Source organism: Bradyrhizobium sp. WSM2793 (assembly GCF_000379585.1).
GTDB lineage: Bacteria > Pseudomonadota > Alphaproteobacteria > Rhizobiales > Xanthobacteraceae > Bradyrhizobium.
In genome coordinates this window covers 1-18,970 of sequence record NZ_KB902778.1, presented here as the reverse complement: position 1 = coordinate 18,970, position 18,970 = coordinate 1, and the positions used below count along the sequence as shown (strand labels likewise).

Below are 18,970 nucleotides of genomic sequence, written 5' to 3'. Positions count from 1 at the left end.
GGAGGATAGGCGTGAGTTGGCCAGGACGCCCGTTAGTGGTGATTAGGATCTGTTAGATTTTGTGCGCGTGCACCAGGTGCGACAGCCCGCCGCAGACGTTTGATTAAGTCCAATTTGTCAGAGATTTGCCCGGCTGCCCCTGTTTGAGGGGACCTCAAGGAGCATCGCGTGGCGCGCAGGCCCTTCGCTGGACCTCGCATCGGTGCCGGGTATAGTCCCTGCGCGTTTCGAGGAAGCAGTCGTCAAGATGAGCAAGATGTGACCGACCTCTCGGCAGGACATGGCTCCCGCAGCGGCGGCGCCGGAACAATCCTTGATCTCGATGCCGTCTCGTTCGGGCCGTTCTCGCTGCGGTCGCGGCTGCTGGAGAAGGACGGCGTGCCAGTCAAGCTCGGCAGCCGTGCGATGGATATTTTGCGCCTGCTTGTCAGCCGTGCCGGCGAGGTGGTGCCAAAGAACGAGATTCTCAGCTACGCGTGGTCCGGCCTCTCCGTCGAGGAGATCAGCCTGCGGGTTCATGTCGCGGAGCTGCGCAAGGTGCTCGGCGACGGCAAGGACGGCGTCCGCTACATCACCAACATTCCGAGCCGGGGTTATTGCTTCGTCGCGCCGGTGCAGCGTGGTCCACGCGCGGAGCCGCCGTCGCTCACGTCGCGACCAGCCGAAAAGGCGACGTCGTCACCGTCTCTGCCGCATCGTTTGGACCGGATGGTCGGACGGGACGAAATCGTGGCCGAGCTGGCGCCGTGCTTGCTCCGCGATCGTTTCGTTACGCTGCGAGGGCCTGGCGGCATCGGCAAGACCACCATTGCGGTCGCGCTCGCGCATGACCTGTGCGACAGGTTCGAGGGCAACGTCCATTTCCTCGAATTCGGACCGCTCAAGGACGCCGCGCTGGTGGCGAGCACGGTTGCCGCCGCGCTGGGTCTCGTCGTGCATCACAATGATCCGAGTGGCAGCATCGTCAGTTTCCTGCGCGGGCGGCGGCTGCTCCTCGTTCTCGATAGCTGTGAGCACGTCATCGACACGGTCGCGCGTCTCGCGGAAGACATCTATCGCGAGGCGCCCGGCGTTGCCATCCTCGCCACCAGCCGCGAGTCGCTGCTGGTGGCCGGCGAGCAGATTTTCGAGCTTGCTCCGCTGCCCGGCCCGCCGCAAGGCACGCGCCTCAGCGCCGGCGAGGTGCTGAATTATCCGGCGGCGCGCCTGTTCGTCGACCGCGCCAGTGCGGCGGGGCACCGCGACGATCTCACCGACGAGGATGCGGAAGTCCTGGTGCAGATCTGCGGCAAGCTCGACGGCATCGCGCTCGCGATCGAACTTGCCGCCGCGCGCGTCGGGCTCTACGGGCTGCGCGAGATGGCGGCGCTGCTCGACAGCCGCCTGCAGCTCGAATGGCGCGGGCGGCGAACGGCGCCGCCGCGGCAGCAGACGCTCGGTGCCACGCTCGACTGGAGTTTCGGCTTGATCGGCGAGAACGAGCGCAACGTGTTCCAGCGGCTCGCGGTCTTCGCAGGTCACTTCACCCTGAAAGGCGCAATAGCGGTGGCGGCCGAGGAGGAAACGCCGGAGGAACGCGTCATCGACGCGCTGGAGCAGCTCGTGGCCAAGTCGCTGGTGTCCTCGCAGCCGGACGGCGCATCGCGGCGCTATCGCCTGCTGGACGCAACGCGTGCCTATGCCATGCAGAAGCTGGCGGATGGCGGTGAGGCAAGCGTCATCGCGCGCCGTCACGCTTGCTATGTTCAACGCACGCTCGAAGCCGGGCTGACGGCGCAGGGTGGCAGCGGCCAGGTGTTCCGCTCGCAGGAGCGCGCGGGCCTGCTCGCCGATGCCCGCGCGGCGCTGGCCTGGAGCTACGCCAATGATGACGGCGCTGATTTGCGCGTGCCGCTTGCCGGCAGTTGCACGGGCCTGTTCGTCGAGCTGAATTTGCTGAATGAGGCGCGCATCTGGTCCGATCGCGCGCTCGCGATGCTCGACGACGCCGATCGTGGCGGCCGATGGGAGCTCGAGCTTCAGTCGACGCTCGGTCACGCCTTCATGTTCACCGAGCGCAACAGCGAGCAGGCGGAAGCGGCGCTCCGGCGCGGACTAGAGATCGCGCAGGCGATCGGCGACCACGCCAACACATTCAGGTTGTTATCGCGACTGAACATGTTCTATCGCCGGACCGGCGGCTACCGGCATCTGGTGCCGACTGCGCGTCACGCCGAGCGGATTGCGCGCCTGATCGGCGATACCGCGGGCATTGCCGGCAGCAAAGCGCTTCTCGGCGTGTCCTATCACCTCGCCGGCGACCAGGCCGAGGCGCAAGCTCATCTCGACGAGGGCATGCGCGACGACGCGGCGCTGCGGGGCACGCAACCCGGACATTTCGCCTATTCGCGCACGCCGCAGATTCCGCTGGCACGCGTGTTGTGGCTGCGCGGCTATCCCGATCGCGCGCTCGAATGCGTCCTCCCGCTCGTCGGCGCGTCAGCGCCGCGCGACGTGGTGATGCATTGTATCGCGCTGTGCTGGTCCGCCTCGGTGTTCGGTTGGGTCGGCGACTGGTCCGCCGTCGAGACCATGAGCGCTCGCCTGGCGACGCATGCGAGTATGCACGGGCTCGTCCCCTATGAGGCCGTTGCGACCGGCTTTCGGGCGCAGACCATGATCGCCCATGGCGAGGCCATTGGCGGCATCGACTTGTTGCGGAGCGCGCTTCCGCGTCTGCACGCGGATCGCTACGAGCTCTATATGTCGGCATTCGCCGCGGATCTGTCTTCCGGGCTGGTCTCATTGGGGCGCTTGGCGGAAGGCGCTCAGGTCCTGCACGAGACCATCGACCGCGTCGAGCAGGAAGGAGGTGCCTTCGACATGCCGGAGCTGCTGCGTCTGCGCGGAGAGCTCGAGGCGCAGAGTGGAAACCTGGACACGGCCGAGGCAAGCCTTGTCGCATCGGCGGAGCTCGCCGAGCAACAGGGCGCGCTGTCCTGGCGGCTGCGAACCGAGATGTCGCTGGCGCGGCTGCGCGAGCGGCAGGGTGTACGAGATCCGCGCCAACAGCTTGCCAAGACCTATGCGCGGTTCACCGAGGGGTTCGACACCGCCAATCTCAGGGCCGCACGGCTCATGCTGAATCCGCCTTCCGCCTGATCAAGCCGAACAGCGGCGGCGCCTCCGCAGCGATCCGCCACCCGGTTGCTGTCAGCCCTTGTGTCCGTCCAGTCGCGCAAGGAAGCCGCGAACGAGCGCAGCGATTTCGTCGGTGGCTTCATCCAGCGCGAAGTGCCCCGCTTCCAGGATGTGAACCTCCGCATCCGGAACGTCGTCGCGATAGGCCGAAGCGCCGGCGACCGCGAACGACGGATCGTATTTGCCCCAGACCACCAGCGTCGGCGGCCGGGTCTTGCGCAACCATTCCTGCCATTTCGGATAGGAGGCGACGTTGGTCCGGTAGTCCAGGAATAGCGTGGTCTGGATCTCGGCCTGTCCCGGACGCGTCAGGAAGGCGTATTCGTCGGTCCAGGTATCGGGGTCGTAACGTTCGGGGTGCGGGCTGGAGCCGAGATGCCGCTGGCGCGTCGCCGCCAGCGAGGTGAAATTGGCCTTGAGCGCCTCGAGCTCGTGGGCCGGATCGGCCCAATATCTGCGACGCGCCTCCCAGAGCGAGCTCAAGCCCTGCTCGTGCGACACGGCATTCTGGATGATGATCCCGCGGACACGTTCAGGATGCGCCAGCGCCATGCGGAAGCCGACCGGGCCGCCATAGTCCTGCATGAACAGGACGTAGTTGCTGAGACCGAGCTTCACCGTAAGCTCGCCGATCACGCCGGCGATGTTGTCGAACGTATAGTTGAAATCGGACGGCGGCGGCGCGCTGCTGTTGCCGAAGCCGGGATAGTCCGGCGCGATCACGTGATATTTGTCGGCGAGCAGCGGCAGCAAGGGCTCCCACATCCGCGACGAGGCCGGAAAGCCGTGCAGCAGCAGCACGGTCGGGGCGTCGGCGGAGCCGGCCTCGCGATAGAAGGTCTTGAGACCGCCGATATCGATGGTGTGATAGCTGATCGAGCGCCGGCTCGATCGCAATTCCTGTGCCGATGCCTGTACGACGGCGCAGGCCATTGCGGCGGAGAGGGCGAGTGCGGCTGGAATGCTCATGTCGTTGCTCTTGCATGTAGCGTGAGGATTTGTAGGAAGTGCTGCCGCGGCGTCGGGAGCCGCCAACTCAGGCATCTCCCGAGACATGGCCGCAGCCAGGATTTACGAAGCCTTCGCCATCGGCTTGCCCGCGAGAGCAGCCAGCAGGGCCTGCGCGGCCGGACCCGACGAGTGCGGGTTCTGGCCCGTGATCAGCAGGCCGTCGCTGACGACATGAGGCGCCCAATTGGCCTTCTTCGAGAAGGTGGCGCCGAGGCGGAGCATCTCGTCCTCGACCAGGAACGGCACCACCTTGGTGAGGCCGACTGCTTCCTCCTCATCATTGGTGAAGCCGGTCACCTCCTTGCCCTGCACCAGCGGCTTGCCGTCCGGCGTCTTGACGTGGCGCAGCGCGGCGGGGGAATGACAGACGATCCCAACATGCTTGCCGGCGGCAAAGAAGGACTCGATGAGCTTGATGGAGTTCGGGTCTTCGGCGAGATCCCACATCGGGCCGTGGCCCCCGGGATAGAACAGCGTGTCGAAGTCCTGCTGCCTGACGCTGTCGAGGCGAAGGGTCCTGTCGAGCTGCGCCTCCGCGGCAGCGTCCTGCTCGAAACGCACCGTCAGGTCGGTGCGGAATTCGGGCTCGTTGCTCTTGGGATCGAGCGGCGGGCGGCCGCCCTTGGGCGAGACCAGCGTGACCTCCGCACCGGAATCCCTGAAGATGTAGTAGGGGGCTGCAAGCTCTTCGAGCCAGAAGCCCGTCTTGCGTCCGGTGTTGCCGAGCTGATCGTGGGACGTGAGAACCATCAGTACCTTCATGACTGTCTCCCTGAGGGCGTTCGTATGTTGACGCATTCCACGCGCGTGGTTGCGTCGCCTGGGTTTCGTTCGAGCACGTCATTCGTTGCTCGCAAACCCAATCTGCGCTCAAGGCGGGCTGTTGGCTCGTTATGTATTGTTAGGCGTTGAGAGCGGTCATGTCGGCCGTACCGCCGCTATTCGAAGACGGCGTCGAAGATCTCGACGTCCATCAGCACCGGCTTGGCAATCACGGTCCCATCGGGCCGCAATGTCTGCGCGCGCCGAAGGGTCGGCACCACGATGCCGCCGAAGCTGTCATGTGCCCAGGAGGAGTGTGCGACCTTCATCCCGAAGAGATCGTGATCTGTCCGCCGCTGCAGGGCGCTCTCGTCGAAATAGAAGATCTGCTCGGGCGCGAGCGTCATCAGGTGAGCCGGGAAGCGTGCCCGCAGCCGTCGCCAGGTTTCGGCATTCTCCTGCCAGGGCGACAGCTCCTCGATCACGACATCGGGGTGGGCAAGCAGGAATGGAATGGTCAGATAACTCCAGATCGCGACGCCGCAGAAGAAGACGAGATGCAGCTCATCCGCGAGCGCCGGTGGATCGACCTCGGAAAGTGCAAGGCCGGGATTAGGCCAGGACCGCAGGACCTCACCATCCAGGCTCTCGATCGTGATCGCATCCGGTTGAAAGGAGCCGGAGTGCTCACCCCCGGTGATGCCGGTGAAGCGCACCGATTGCGTCCGGGTCGAGCCTTCAGCGGTCACGTCCTTGAATTCCCGGGCGTGGCTGGCACTGGAGAACAGCGTCCCGCCAACGGAAATGTGGAGCGTGAACCGGTTCAAGCTGTCCCAGCGGGCCATTCCGCCGCTGGCATCGATTACATCGTCAAGAAGCGCCATGTCCCGCCACATCCACCGTGCAGTGTCTCCACCATGGCGGGGCGCATGCGGCTTGGCGTGTTAGAAGTTGTTAGGAGTTGCGAGCGAGTAGCATGGCAGTATCTCGTTGAAGATACTCTCAATTCAGGGTGCCCAGCAGCTCCCTGGCAGCGATCAGATCGCGGGTCTGCAGGCCCTCCTGGTAGCGCGCAACGAGGGGGTTGAGCAAAGCGCTAGCGTCAGCGGCCTTGCCGGCCCGCTCCCAGATGCGGCCGAGGCTGATCGCCCCGCGAAGCTCCCAGCCGACCGCGGATTGACGCCGGGACAGATCGAGCGATTTGCGCAAGGTGCTCTCCGCCTCTACAGCGTTGCCAGACTCGGCGAGGATGTCACCCTTGATCCTGAGCATCTCCGGCATGTCGAAGGATTCGCCGTGATCGGGAATCTGGGCGATCGCCTCGTTGATCGTCTGCAAGGCCTCGTCGGGCTGGTTCTGGGAAGCGAGCCCCTCCGCGAGCGCCGTCGCAAACACCGTCGTCATGATGCGGTGCCGTGTCGCGTACAACGTGGCCTGACTGCGCCGGAGGTGCTCGATCCCGGCCGCGACGTCGCCGCGGCGCAGCAGCAACTCGCCCTTCTGGCCGATGCCGACCGCGTGATAGGGGCCGAGGAAGTGCCGCGCGGAATGATCGATCAGCCGCTCGATCAGGATTTCGGCACTGGCCCAGTCGCCCACCCAGAGGAACACGTAGATCGTCCAGATCAGGGAGATGCCGAGGGTGAGCGGCTGCTCGAGCAGCTCGGCCTCGCGCACCGTGTATCTGGCCACCTCGACCGCTCGCTCGGGCCGGCCCGTGAGCCAGAGCCCGCGCGCCAGCGCAACCAGCGCCACGATGCGGTCGTCATAGCCGAGATGCCCGATATTCAGCCGTTGCGAGCCGGGATTGTGCACCATCGCGCTTTCGCAGAACCGAACCGCCTTGTCCTGGTTGCCGATCAGATGATGCGCGACGCCGCGCATCCAATCCACGTTCAGCGTGGCGGCGGAATCATTCAGTTTGCGCGCAACGCCCTCGCCCTGTTCGCTGGTCTCGAGTGCGCCGTGAAAATCTCCGACCCTAGTGAGGTAGATGTGCAATCCGCGCAGCAGCCAGAGCTGCCAATGCAGGTCCTCGAGCTGGCGGGCAAGCTCGAGACTGCGCGTGAAGGCCGACCGGACCGCTTCCGTATTACCTTGCGTGAACATCACGGAGACGCCGAGCGCGGCCTGCAGGGTCATCTCCTGCCGGCTGTCCACGGCGCCCGTGTCGAGGGACGCCAGCGCCTGCTGGGTCCATCGGTAGCATTCCGTCAGCAATGTCAGTTCGAGGAAGAACTGCGCGGCCGAGGCCGCCAGATCCACGCCGATCGTCCGGTCGCCGCCGTCCGAAAAGCTGTAGGTCAGCGCAGCCCTGACATTGGGCAAATGGTCGGCATAGGGAAGGAAGCCGCCCGCGCTCTGCATGCCCGTGGATTTCAGCGCAATGTCGCGCAGGAAATCGCGGAAATATTCGGCGTGGGCGTGCGCGACGCGGTCCGCTTCGCCGTTCTCGACGAGCTTGTGCGCCATGAAGGCGCGGGTGGTGTCGAGCAGGCGATAGCGCAGCCGCCGCTCCGCCGGCGAGGTCGCGATCAGGGATTTGGAGAGCAGGTTCGAAATGGCTTCCACACCTTCGCCCTCGCTGATGCCCTGGCAGGATGCGATCGCAAGCGCGGCTTCCAGCGTGAACGGCCCGACGAACACCGACAATCCGCGCAGGGTCGCGCTCTCGGTCGGCGGCAGCAAATCGTAGCTCCAGGCGAGCGCCGCGCTCAGGGTCTGGTGCCGCGGAATCGCGGTGCGCCGTCCCCGCCACAGCAGCGAGAAGCGGCTGTCCAGCAGTGATGCGGTCCCGGCAATGCCATAAGCGTTCACACGTCCGGCCGCGAGCTCGATCGCCAGGGCAATGCCGTCCAGCCGCCGGCAGATCTCTGCAACGAGCGGCGCATCCTCCTCGGTGAGCTCGAATTCGCTCAGGCTCTCGGCAATGCGTTCCACGAAGAGCTGGCTTGCGGGATAGGCAAGGATGTCGGCAATGCCGAGGCCTTCGCGCTGCGGCGGGCAATCCAGCGGAAACAGCCGGTGGACGCGCTCACCTTCGGTGCGAAAGGATTCGCGGCTGGTGGCCAGAATATGCAGCTTCGGCGCCTCGCGGACCATGCGTTCGGCCAGAGGGGCGAGTTCGTCGAGGATATGCTCGCAACTGTCGAACACCAGCAGCATGCGCCGGCTGCGCAAGACCGTCAGCAGGCTCGGCACGGGATCGTCGGCATTGACGGTCAGGCCCAGCGCGGCCGCAATGGTGCCGGGAACGAGCCGGACATCCGTCAGCGCGCCGAAATCGACGAAACATACCTGGTCATCGAAGCCGGCGAGCTCGCGATGCGCGACGGCAAGCGCGACCGACGTCTTGCCGATCCCGCCCGGGCCGACGATTGTGACGAAGCGATGCTGGGCAAGCTCGGCCGAGATCTTCTCGACCGCATCGTTCCGCCCGATCATCTTGGCGAGCGGCGCGGGCAGCGAGCGGGGCGAAGCGTCGGGCAGGCTGGTCCGGCTCTCCGAAGGCGCAGCCCGGAGCAGCGGGGCCGCGAAGCAATAGCCACGTCCGGGGACGTTGATCACGTAGCGGGAGCCTTCGCCGGCATCGTTCAAGGCCTTGTCGTTCAAAGCCTTATCGTTCAAAGCCTTGCGCAACGTCGTGATGTGGAAACGCAGGCTGCCTTCGTCGACGTTCACATCGGCCCAGATGCGCTTGATCAGCTCCCGCTTGTCAACGACCTCACCCGCACGCTCGGCGAGAAAAATGAGGATGTCGAGCGCACGGCCGCCGAGGTGAAGCGGGACGCCGTCCTTCTCGAGCAGCCGCGACTTCGTGAACAAGCGAAATGGCCCGAAGGCAATGACCGAATCTTGCTCGTTAGTGTCCGGCACGGGCCAACAATTCCAGTGAAAAGGCTGAAGTCTGCAGTTTTGGTCTAACAGAACGAGACGTCCAGTAAACTGGCCGAAAGTGGCGAAATCGCGTGGCGATCATCGCAATCGCCTGATCACGCGAGGAGCGTCGCAAATCTAACTTAAACGCGAGTGGTCCAGCGAGCGATCGGGACAATCCGGCAATGCGCTGGACCGCGATGGCGGATCTGGATCTCGGTCGTCGCGACGGTGATCATAACAGAATCTTGCAACGTCTAACGAGCAAAGCACGCGAACAGCATCCAGTATGGCATTCGCGTTAGATGCAATTTTCAACGGGAGGCTATGATGTCCGCGATCGGCGCTCGGCCGAACGACCATCTCGTTCGCTCTCAATTTGTACCTGGTCTCGATGATCAGTCGCGTGACTGGGAGCTCGTGCTGCGGGAATCCCACCATCGCATGAAGAACACGCTGACGCTGCTGGGTGCGTCAGTCCGTCGCGATTTCACGCGCGCGGGCACGGGCGATGTGTCGCTGGCGGTGGACCGGTTCGAGCGGCGCATCGTCGCCTTCGGCAGGCTCTATCAACTTTTGTCCGATCATGACGATCTGCCGGTCGTCTCCGCAGCGGCCTTCTTCGAAAGCCTGTGCGAAGCGATCTCCGAGGCTGTGCTGGAGCCGGCAGGCATCCGCTGCGAGGCTGCAATCGAAAACGGCTCGTTGCCGGCGGCGCAGTGTCATCGGCTCGCGCTGATGCTGACGGAGCTGGTCACGAACGCGGCAAAGCATGCCTTCCCGAGCAAGAAGGGTGCGCTGATCCGCATCGGCCTGGCCCGGCGCGGCGGCGCCTGGCTCTGCACGGTGGCCGACAACGGCATCGGTGCGACCGGTCCGCTCCAGGGCACCGGCAGCCGGATCCTCGAAGGGCTCGCACGCAGCATCCAGGCGCGGCTGCAGGGCGAGGCGGGCGAGGGCGGCACCCGGGTCACCATCGTGATGCCGATCGCTGCGGCGTGAGCCCTCCCTCACAACGGCTAGCGGACTCTAACACCCCATAACGGGTAAAAATCTCTCGTTTGCGCGACAGTCCTGACGTTCGGAGCGGGTGTCGATCCCGGACCCGCGGCTTGAAACAAGGAGTTGGACATGGCTGTGATCGAGCTGAATCGCCAAGCTGAAACCAAGCCCTCGAAATCTCATGGAGTTGATTTGAAGCTCGAGGTCCTCGTGATCCCGGTGTCCGATGTCGACCGCGCCAAGGCGTTCTACACGCGCCTCGGCTGGCGACTGGATGCCGATTTCACGTCAGGCGACGACTGGCGCGTGATCCAGTTCACGCCGCCGGGCTCGGCCTGTTCGGTGATCTTCGGCAGGAACGTCACGTCGGCCGCGCCGGGCTCGGCGCGCGGCCTGTATCTGGTCGTCTCCGATCTCGAGGCGGCACGACAGGATCTGCTCGACCGCGGCGTCGAGGTCAGCGCGCCGTTCCACGGAGCCGGCGACCTTCATGCCGGGCCTGACGAGCCATATCTGTTCGGCAGCGTTCGAGTCAGTGGTGCTGACCCGAAGCGCGGCAGCTATGCTTCATTCGCCGCGTTCAGCGATCCCGACGGCAATGGCTGGCTGTTCCAGGAAGTCACGACACGATTGCCCGGACGCATCGCAGGCGACGGCACGGCATTCGCCTCAGCGACCGATCTGGCCGCAGCGCTGCGTCGCGCGGCGCTGGCGCATGGCGAGCATGAGGCGCGGACCGGCGGACACGACGAGAACTGGCCGGACTGGTACGCCGACTACATCGTCCGCGAGCAGGCCGGCCAGCCGCTGCCGACTTGAGCTGCAGCGAAAGGCATCTTCCGATCCTGGCCGACACGGCGCGCGATGACCTGGTCGTCGCGCGCCGTGTCGTATTGCGCGGATGTCATCGCACTCTTGCGCCGACTCGCAACGGCTAACGCAGGCTAACAATGCATAACGAGCAAACTGCCGGGGCCTGCGCCAACCTCTCTGCACGCCAACCGACGCGTCGATTTCGAACTCGGTCAGCGTCACCGACCAAAGCAAGGGAGATCCAACATGACCGCGCAAGCCCGAACCGAGAGCCTCAATCCCGACCGCCGTCAATTGCTGAGCCAGGCCGCGATGACCGCGGTTGCCGCCAGCGTGTCGAGCCTGTTGCCGCTGCATCCTGCCAAGGCTGCCGCAGGCGGCGCCATCCGGCCCTTTCAGATCAGTGTGCCCGAGCAGGATCTGCTCGACCTGCGCCGGCGCCTGGCTGCCACGCGCTGGCCGGATCGCGAGATCGTCACCGATCAGTCGCAGGGCGTGCAGCTGACGACGGTGCAACAGCTCGTGCGTTACTGGCAGAGCGATTACGACTGGCGCAAGGTGGAGGGCCGGTTGAACGCCTTGCCGCAATTCGTCACCGAAATCGACGGCGTCGACATTCACTTCATCCACGTCCGCTCGCGGCACGAGAACGCACTGCCGATGATCGTCACGCATGGTTGGCCCGGCTCGATCATCGAGCAGATGAAGATCGTCGGTCCGCTCACCGATCCGACCGCGCACGGCGCCAAGGCCGCGGACGCGTTCGACCTTGTGATTCCCTCGCTTCCCGGCCACGGCTTCTCGGGCAAGCCGACGGTGCTCGGCTGGGACCCCCAGCGCATCGCGCGGGCCTGGATCGTGCTGATGAAGCGGCTCGGCTACAGCCGCTATGTCGCGCAAGGCGGCGATTGGGGCAATGCCGTGACGGAGCAGATGGCGCTGATCGCGCCGCCGGAATTGCTCGGCATCCACACCAACATGCCCGCGACCGTCCCCGACGACATCGCCAGGGCGCTTCAACCCGGCGGAACGCGCCCGGCGAACCTCTCGACTGAGGAGCGCCTTGCCTACGACCAGCTCGATGATTTCTACAAGCATGGCCTCGGCTACGCGATCGAGATGTCGAACCGGCCGCAGACGCTCAATGGCCTCGTGGATTCGCCCGCGGGCCTCGCGTCCTGGATGCTCGATCACGATGCGCGCAGCGCCGCGATGATCGCGCGCGTGTTCGATGGCCGGACGGAAGGGCTGTCGCGCGACGATGTGATCGACAACATCACGCTCTATTGGCTCACCAACACCGCGGTCTCCTCGGCGCGGCTGTACTGGGAGAACAAGCTGGTGTTCTTCGCGCCCAAGCAGGTCAAGATTTCCGTCGCCGTCAGCGTCTTTCCGGACGAGATCTACGCCGCGCCGCGGAGCTGGGCCGAGAAGGCCTACCCCAAGCTGATCCACTACAACCGCCTCGACAAGGGCGGACACTTCGCGGCCTGGGAGCAGCCGGCGCTGTTCTCTGAGGAAGTGCGGACCGCGTTCCGTCCGCTGCGGCAATCGATCTGAGATGCGAACCCATACATCAGGAGTGCAAGCAATGAACCGTCCCGAACGCACCTTCACGACCCAAGACATCCACCTCGAGCGCCGCCTGCCGTCCTACTGGCGTGTCACCTTCGACATGCCGCCGGTGAATATTTTCGGTCCGAAGCAACTGCCGCTGCTGGGCGACATCGTCACCAGGATCGAGACCGATCCGGACGTGAAGGTCGTGGTGTTCGACAGTGCCGTCGAAGGCTTCTTCATCACCCATTACGATTTCCTCGCGCCGTTGGAGGATTCGCTTCGTATCCCGCCCGGGCCGACCGGCCTCGAGGCGCTGCCCGACATGCTGGTGCGCCTCAGCCGCGCGCCGGTCGTCTCCATCGCCGCGATCCGGGGCCGCGCGACCGGTGTCGGCAGCGAGCTCGCGCTCGCGAGCGACATGCGTTTTGCCAGCCGCGAGAAGGCGATCCTGTCGCAATGGGAGGTCGGCGCGGGCCTCGTGCCCGGCGGCGGGCCGATGGCGCGGCTGCCGCGCCTGATGGGCCGCGGCCGTGCGCTCGAAGTCCTGCTCGGCGCCGACGACATCCATGGCGATCTCGCCGAACGCTACGGTTACGTCAACCGGTCGTTGCCGGATGCCGAGCTCGACGGTTTCGTCGAGGCACTCGCAATGCGCATCGCCTCGTTCGACAAGGAGGCGATCGCCGAGACCAAGCGTCTTGTCGATGTCGCAAGCCTGCCGCCGGACGCCGAAATCAAGCCGGAGTGGGACGCGTTCCTGGCCTCGCTCGGCCGCCCCGCGAGCCAGACCCGCATCAAGGCGCTGATGGCGCGGGGCTTCCACCGCGCCGGGGACGTCGAGAACCGGCTCGGCTTCCACGTTGGTCAAATCGGCAGCTAACGGAACCGTTGCGACACGCGGCCGGTTGGAGCGGCGGCAGGCGGTCACGCCGATGCCGCCTTCCACCGGTACAGAGCGCCGGTGCGCAAAACAAACGAGGAGAGTTGAGATGATCCGCAAAGCGAAAGCAGTATGGAAGGGCACCGGCCGCGACGGCACCGGCCATCTGACGAGCGAGTCCGGCGTGCTGGCCGAGACGCCCTATTCGTTCAAGACCCGCTTCGAGAACGAGAAGGGCACCAATGCCGAGGAGTTGATCGCTGCGGCCCATGCCGGCTGTTTTACGATGGCGCTGGCCTTCGGGCTTCAGATGGCAGGTTTCACGCCGGACGAGCTCTCGACCGAAGCCGCGGTGACCCTGGAGCCCGAAGGCAAGGGCTTCAAGATCAGCAAGTCCGCGCTGACCTTGCGTGCCAAGGTGCCGAACCTCGACGAGGCAGGTTTTGCCAAGTTCGCCGGCGAGGCCGAGAAGAACTGCCCGGTGTCGAAGGTGCTCAACGCCGCGATCACGCTCGACGCCAAGCTGGGCTAGCGGCGAGGGACAGTTCGTGCCATCCGGGTGGACGACCCGGATGGTCGTACAGGGTATGCCCGGCTTTCGGCAGGGCTGCGGAAGGCATAGGATGTGGCAGATGCAGGACCGACAGAACGGTCAATTGGGAGCGGACAAATGACGACGGAACGCGCAGTTTTGGCCGGAGGCTGCTTCTGGGGCATGCAGGATCTGATCCGCAAGCAACCAGGCGTGATCTCCACACGCGTCGGCTACACCGGCGGCAAGGTGAAGAACGCGACCTACCGCAACCACGAAGGCCACGCCGAGGCGATCGAGATCATGTTCGATCCCGCCAGGACCAGCTACCGGGCCATGCTGGAGTTCTTCTTCCAGATCCACGATCCCACCACGCTCGATCGCCAGGGCAATGACCGAGGCACCAGCTATCGCTCCGCGATCTTCTATGCGAGCGATGAGCAGAAGAAGATCGCCGAAGACACCATTGCCGACGTCGAGGCGTCCGGCCTGTGGCCCGGCAAGGTGGTGACCGAGGTTGCGCCCGCAGGAGAGTTCTGGGAGGCCGAGCCCGAGCATCAGGACTATCTCGAACGCTATCCTGACGGCTACACCTGCCACTTCATCCGGCCCGGCTGGAAGCTGCCGCGCCGCGCTGCTGCGGTGGGAGGCTAGATCAAGACGCCAGGCGCCGTCAGGCCCGCGATCGCGCGATCAGATCGCGGGCCATGCGCATGTCGGCGATGGCGGAGCCTTCGGCAAACTTCCCGCAGACATTGTCGAGAACCACCCGCGCTTCCGCGCCCCGGCCGGCTCCGATCATGGCCCGCGCGAGGCTGGTCGCGCAGCGGAGCTCCCAGAAGCGCGCGCCCTGCTCAACGGCAATGTGGATGGCCTCGCGAAAGTGCGCCTCGGCGTCTGCTGAATGCCGCGCGCTCCTGAGCATCAATTCCCCCTTGATGCGGAGCAGCTCCGGCAGATACCAGCGCTCCTGCCGGTCGTTGCAGCGGGTCAGGACGTCCTCGATCGTGTCGAGGCCACGGTCGACCTGGTCGGCTTCGAGGAAGCACGCGGCGAGCTCGCCGAGCAGCGGCAGAAAGCGCGGCAGGAAGCGCGCATCGCCGGCGCGGTTGAGCTCTTCGCGCAAAAGCGGCAGGCCGGTGGCGATGTCGCCGCGCCTGGCCACGACCGCGGCGTTGAAGGCGCGTGCCCATAGGCCCCACAGCCGGATTCCGTGGCGCTCGGTGTGTTCGAGCAGCTCGGCGCCGTGGCGCTCGGCGGCCTCGAAATCGCCTGACCAGAACGCGATCGGGCAGGCGGCCTGTCCCAGCACGCTGCAGAAGGTCAGCGCATGGCCGTTGGCGCGGCCTTCCTCGATGTTCTCAGCGGCGAGAGCCTGGGCCTGATCGGCGAGGCCCTGAAGCCAGAGGATGCGGGCCCGGAAATATTGCGTCGATATCCTGAGATCGAGCGGGAAGATTTTCGGCTTCGCCACCAGCACATGCAGCGAGGCGTTCACCCGGTCGATGCGCTGCCGCGCGTCGTTCTGGTCCCCGAGATAGTGCAGCGCGACGGCCATCAGGCGGTCGCCCAGCATGAGATCGGTGCTGTCGGGCGAATTCGCTGCCACCTTCGCAAAGCGCTCGGCGAGCCCGCGGGCCTTGCCGAACTGCCCGTTGTTGAACTGGTCGATGCACAGGCCCCAGAGTGCGCGCAGCCGGAAGTCCTTGTCGTCGAGGCTCTCAGCCAGCTCGAGCGTCGTCTCGAGGATCGGGCGCGCCTCGCGCGCGCGACCCTCGCCGTACATCAGCGACCAGCCGAGTGCCGACAGGAGCTGCATGCGGATGCGGTCGTTGTCGCCGTCGTCTCCGAGCGCCGCCAGTGCCGTTCTGCTGCGCTCGCGGCATTCGGCGAACAGCGACAGACGCACCCACAGGGTGACCGCGGCGGCCGTCAGCGCAATGCCGAGCCTGCTGTCGCCGTCGGGCGCGAAGGCCCAGTCCAGCGCCGCGCGCACATTGTCGAGCTCGCCGCCATAGGTGCTGAGCCATTCGGGCAGCGGCGTCGACGTGTCGGCCCCCGCGCGCTCGAAGAAATCGCGAAAATGCTCCGCATGACGCCGCGCGAACTGCCTGGTTTCACCGAGCTCGTTCAGTTTCCCGAGCGCGTAGGTGCGCGTGGTGTCGAGCAGGCGATAGCGCAGCGCCCGCGAGCCGGATGGCGAGATCAGCGATTTGGTGACCAGGCTGTCGATCGCCTCCAGCGTCTCCGAGGTGCTGAGGCCGTCGCCCGACGCGACCGCGGCGGCCGCCTCCGGCGCGAACGGCCCTGCGAACACCGACAATCGTCGCAAGGTGGCGCTTTCCGCCGGAGACAGGAGGTCGTAGCTCCAGTCGAGGGCGGCGGCGAGCGTCTGGTGCCGGGGGACGGCGGTGCGCCGTCCGCGCCATTGCAGCGAGAAACGGCTGTCGAGCAGGGAGGCGGTGCCGGCGATGCCATACGCATTGACACGGCCCGCCGCGAGCTCGATCGCCAGCGCAATGCCGTCGAGCCGCCGGCAGATGCTGGCGACAAGCGGCGCCTCTTCCGCGCTGAGCTGGAACGGCCCGGAGCTCTGCGCGATGCGCTCGACGAAGAGCTGGGCGGCGGGATAGGCAAGAACTTCCGCGACGTCGAGGCCCTCGCGCTCGGGCGGACAATCCAGCGGAAACAGCCGGAATATCCGCTCGCCTTCGCTCCGGAACGACTCGCGGCTGGTGGCGAGAACACGAAGCTGAGGCGCTTCGCGAACGATGCGCTCAACGAGAGGCGCCAGCGTATCAAGCACATGCTCGCAGCTGTCGAAGATCAGCAGGGCCGGCCCGGTCTTCAAAAATGTCAGCACGGCCGGCGTCGGATCCTCCGCGCTGACGGTCAGTCCGAGGACGGAGGCGATGGTTGTCGGGACATGGCTCGCATCCCGCAGCGGACCGAAATCGACGAAGAAGACGCGGCCGTCGAAATCCGCCGAGCGCCGATGCCCGACCGTGACGGCGACCGCCGTTTTGCCGATGCCGCCCGGGCCGACCAGGGTCATGAAGCGATAGAGCGTCAGGCCGTTTGAAATCTTCTCGATGACCTCCTCGCGTCCGACCATCTTCGCAAGCTGAGTGGGCAGCGAGCGAGGAGGAATGATCTCGGCGGCGGCTGGCGCGACCTGCGAGGCGATTTGGGCGAACGGGGCGACAAAACAATAGCCGCGGCCGGGCACATTGAGGACATAACGGGCCGATTTACCGGTATCGCCGAGCACCTTGCGCAACGCTGCGACATGGAAGCGCAGGCTGCCCTCGTCGACATTCACGTCGGCCCAGATGCGCTTGACCAGCTCTCTCTTGTCGATGACTTCTCCGGGGCGCTCGGCAAGCAGGATGAGAATATCGAGCGCGCGGCCGCCGACATGAAGCGGCTCCCCTTCCTTCTCCAGGAGCCGGGACTTGGGAAACAGCCGAAATGGCCCGAATGAAATGGCCGAGTCTTGGTTGTTATTGTGAGCTGGCACGTGCCATTGCCCCCCGCAACGGGAGTCAAAAGGTATTGTTGTGGTCTAGCAGAACGAGGCGTCCAGTAAACTGGCCGAAAGCAGCATGGCTGGCAGACCTGCGCAGATGGCGTGGGTCGGCTTCGGCCCCGCCTGAATCATGCCGGAAATGGAAGGGGTTAGGTCGCCGTGGTCTTACCCGGGTCCTTCGTGACGATGTGCGCCGACAGCGTGACCAGACCCATCAGCGCAGCCAGCAGCCAGAACGCCAAGGGCAATCCGGCAAAACGTGCGACGAAGCCGACGCCGGCGGGCCCGATGAGAATCCCTGCGTAGCCCGCGGTCGTGATCGCCGCGACCGCAAGGCCGGTGGGCATCACCGTTTGCCGCGCCGCCCGGCGGAACAGCACCGGCACCAGATTCGACGCGCCGAGCCCGATCAGCAGGAATCCGCCGATGGCGACCGCCGCAATGGGCGCCGTCAACAGGACCACGAAACCGGCGATCGCGATGAGGCTGCCCCAGAGCAATGTCGCGCGATCGCCGATGCGCGCAACGACGGCGTCGCCGCCGAGCCGGCCCGCAGTCATCGCGATCGAGAACACGATGTAGCCGGCGCCGCCTTGCGCCTCGGTGACCAGACCTGCGCCGATGACGAGCAGCGCGCCCCAATCCAGCATCGCACCTTCGACCAGGAAGGTGATGGCGCCGAGCAGCGCGAGCAGCAGCACCGATCCGTGCGGCAGCACGAACAGCGGGCCCTCCTGCATCTGCACGGAGCGAAGCAGGCGCGGCGAGGTCGCGACCATCGCGATCAGCATCAGGACGGAGCAGATCAGCGTGCAGGCGAGCGTTCCGAATTGCAGCGAGAGCAACGCCGTCATCAGCGCGGATCCGGCAAAGCCCCCGATGCTGAACAGGGCGTGGAAGCCGGACATCAGCGGGCGGTGCGCGGCGCGCTCCACCTCCACGGCGTGGATGTTCATGGCGACGTCGATCGAGCCGAGCGCGGCGCCGAATGCGAAAAGCGCCAGCGCCAGCGTTGCGGGCGTAGCCGCAATCGCGAGCAGGGGCAGAACCAGCGCCAGACCGAACCCGCCCGCGATGATGATCGGCCTGCTGCCGTAGCGCGCGCTCACGATCCCAGTCACCAGCATCGCGATGACCGAGCCGATGCCGAGGCTGAGCAGTAGCAGTCCGAGGACGCCATCATCGACGCCGAGCCGCGTCTTCGCGAACGGCACCAGCGGCGCCCAGCACGAGATGCCGAAACCCGCAACGAGGAAGGCAAGCCGGGTCGCAAGGCGGGTCGAAGGCCGGTCGGCGGAAGACATGGAAACTCCGGGAAAGCGGGGCAGGGCGATCGACAAGCCCGACGATTGTCGCGACTTTATGTCTGTGGTGCGCATGAGGTGCCGCGGCCGCAGGGGCACTTCCGTCGTCGCGTTCGATCGTTGGAACCGGTTCTGACCGCAACGCGCGCGGCCGTCTCGATACCGTCACCCTGAGGTGCTCGCCCCTTCGGCGAGCCTCGAAGGGCGACGGCCCGACTGTGGCCGTTCATCCTTCGAGGCTCCCGACGCGATGCTGTGCGCATCGCGCCACTCGCACCTCAGGATGACGGAACTGGCGAGGTCGCCCTGTATCGCCCTCTGTCAATCCACTTCGCTAAGAATATTCCACTTTACCGAAATTCGGTTTCGGCGTATGTGTCGTCCATCCCGGCTCACCCAAGAGGGGCGACTATGTGGTCGTCACTGTCGCGAGCCGGGTCTGCGGTGGACGCGGCAGCGTCGGCACGAGAGGCGCGGGCAGGGCGGGTAGTCCCTGTGAGCCCGAGGCTTCGTGCGGACGA

At 65.7% G+C, this 18,970-nt stretch carries 13 protein-coding genes; 7 read left to right on the top strand and 6 right to left on the bottom strand.

Annotation, left to right across the window (positions count from 1 at the left end):
- Nucleotides 1-258: 258 nt before the first annotated feature.
- Complete coding sequence (locus A3AS_RS0113190) at nucleotides 259-3,141, top strand: winged helix-turn-helix domain-containing protein (RefSeq protein ID WP_018318052.1); 2,883 nt, start codon at nucleotides 259-261, stop codon at nucleotides 3,139-3,141.
- Between the two features lie 51 nt (nucleotides 3,142-3,192).
- On the opposite strand, the gene A3AS_RS0113185 is transcribed toward A3AS_RS0113190, so the two are convergent.
- The 4 genes from A3AS_RS0113185 to A3AS_RS0113170 form a co-directional block, all read right to left on the bottom strand.
- A complete protein-coding gene (locus A3AS_RS0113185; RefSeq protein WP_018318051.1) occupies nucleotides 3,193-4,149 on the bottom strand; it encodes an alpha/beta fold hydrolase in 957 nt (318 codons plus the stop codon).
- Nucleotides 4,150-4,251: 102 nt separating this feature from the next.
- A complete protein-coding gene (locus A3AS_RS0113180) occupies nucleotides 4,252-4,953 on the bottom strand; it encodes a type 1 glutamine amidotransferase domain-containing protein (protein WP_026201960.1) in 702 nt (233 codons plus the stop codon).
- Between the two features lie 176 nt (nucleotides 4,954-5,129).
- Nucleotides 5,130-5,837: a hypothetical protein gene (locus tag A3AS_RS0113175; protein WP_018318049.1), complete on the bottom strand. Its 708-nt coding sequence runs from the start codon at nucleotides 5,835-5,837 to the stop codon at nucleotides 5,130-5,132.
- A 118-nt stretch (nucleotides 5,838-5,955) separates the two neighbouring features.
- Nucleotides 5,956-8,829, bottom strand: a complete 2,874-nt coding sequence (locus A3AS_RS0113170) for a winged helix-turn-helix domain-containing protein (protein ID WP_018318048.1) — start codon at nucleotides 8,827-8,829, stop codon at nucleotides 5,956-5,958.
- A gap of 330 nt (nucleotides 8,830-9,159) precedes the next feature.
- Between A3AS_RS0113170 and A3AS_RS0113160 the strand changes: the two genes are divergently transcribed.
- The 6 genes from A3AS_RS0113160 to msrA all read left to right on the top strand — a co-directional run bounded on the left by A3AS_RS0113160 (nucleotide 9,160) and on the right by msrA (nucleotide 14,270).
- Nucleotides 9,160-9,831, top strand: a complete 672-nt coding sequence (locus A3AS_RS0113160) for a sensor histidine kinase (protein ID WP_026201959.1) — start codon at nucleotides 9,160-9,162, stop codon at nucleotides 9,829-9,831.
- A 129-nt stretch (nucleotides 9,832-9,960) separates the two neighbouring features.
- A complete protein-coding gene (locus A3AS_RS0113155) occupies nucleotides 9,961-10,650 on the top strand; it encodes a VOC family protein (RefSeq protein WP_018318045.1) in 690 nt (229 codons plus the stop codon).
- 240 nt (nucleotides 10,651-10,890) lie between these two features.
- Nucleotides 10,891-12,204, top strand: coding sequence for an epoxide hydrolase family protein (locus tag A3AS_RS0113150; protein ID WP_018318044.1), 1,314 nt, complete (start codon nucleotides 10,891-10,893; stop codon nucleotides 12,202-12,204).
- A 31-nt stretch (nucleotides 12,205-12,235) separates the two neighbouring features.
- Nucleotides 12,236-13,084: an enoyl-CoA hydratase/isomerase family protein gene (locus A3AS_RS0113145; RefSeq protein ID WP_018318043.1), complete on the top strand. Its 849-nt coding sequence runs from the start codon at nucleotides 12,236-12,238 to the stop codon at nucleotides 13,082-13,084.
- Between the two features lie 109 nt (nucleotides 13,085-13,193).
- Nucleotides 13,194-13,616 carry an OsmC family protein gene (locus A3AS_RS0113140; protein ID WP_018318042.1) on the top strand — a complete coding sequence of 141 codons (423 nt, stop codon included), beginning with the start codon at nucleotides 13,194-13,196 and terminating at the stop codon, nucleotides 13,614-13,616.
- Between the two features lie 138 nt (nucleotides 13,617-13,754).
- Nucleotides 13,755-14,270 (top strand): peptide-methionine (S)-S-oxide reductase MsrA, encoded by a 516-nt coding sequence (gene msrA / locus A3AS_RS0113135; RefSeq protein ID WP_018318041.1) that lies wholly within the window; start codon nucleotides 13,755-13,757, stop codon nucleotides 14,268-14,270.
- Nucleotides 14,271-14,289: 19 nt separating this feature from the next.
- Here the strand turns inward: msrA and A3AS_RS0113130 are convergent, their stop codons facing one another.
- Entirely contained in the window at nucleotides 14,290-17,136 is a 2,847-nt protein-coding gene (locus A3AS_RS0113130; protein ID WP_018318040.1) for a winged helix-turn-helix domain-containing protein, read from the bottom strand.
- Between the two features lie 158 nt (nucleotides 17,137-17,294).
- Entirely contained in the window at nucleotides 17,295-18,449 is a 1,155-nt protein-coding gene (locus A3AS_RS0113125; protein ID WP_026201958.1) for an MFS transporter, read from the bottom strand.
- Nucleotides 18,450-18,970 lie beyond the last annotated feature (521 nt).

Bases quoted from the DNA above. Each gene is read 5' to 3' on its own strand.
- A3AS_RS0113155 (WP_018318045.1), top strand. From the start codon at position 9,961: ATGGCTGTGATCGAGCTGAATCGCCAAGCTGAAACCAAGCCCTCGAAA.
- msrA (WP_018318041.1), top strand. From the start codon at position 13,755: ATGACGACGGAACGCGCAGTTTTGGCCGGAGGCTGCTTCTGGGGCATG.
- A3AS_RS0113175 (WP_018318049.1), bottom strand. From the start codon at position 5,837: ATGGCGCTTCTTGACGATGTAATCGATGCCAGCGGCGGAATGGCCCGC.
- A3AS_RS0113125 (WP_026201958.1), bottom strand. From the start codon at position 18,449: ATGTCTTCCGCCGACCGGCCTTCGACCCGCCTTGCGACCCGGCTTGCC.
- A3AS_RS0113140 (WP_018318042.1), top strand. From the start codon at position 13,194: ATGATCCGCAAAGCGAAAGCAGTATGGAAGGGCACCGGCCGCGACGGC.
- A3AS_RS0113150 (WP_018318044.1), top strand. From the start codon at position 10,891: ATGACCGCGCAAGCCCGAACCGAGAGCCTCAATCCCGACCGCCGTCAA.
- A3AS_RS0113180 (WP_026201960.1), bottom strand. From the start codon at position 4,953: ATGAAGGTACTGATGGTTCTCACGTCCCACGATCAGCTCGGCAACACC.
- A3AS_RS0113145 (WP_018318043.1), top strand. From the start codon at position 12,236: ATGAACCGTCCCGAACGCACCTTCACGACCCAAGACATCCACCTCGAG.
- A3AS_RS0113160 (WP_026201959.1), top strand. From the start codon at position 9,160: ATGTCCGCGATCGGCGCTCGGCCGAACGACCATCTCGTTCGCTCTCAA.
- A3AS_RS0113185 (WP_018318051.1), bottom strand. From the start codon at position 4,149: ATGAGCATTCCAGCCGCACTCGCCCTCTCCGCCGCAATGGCCTGCGCC.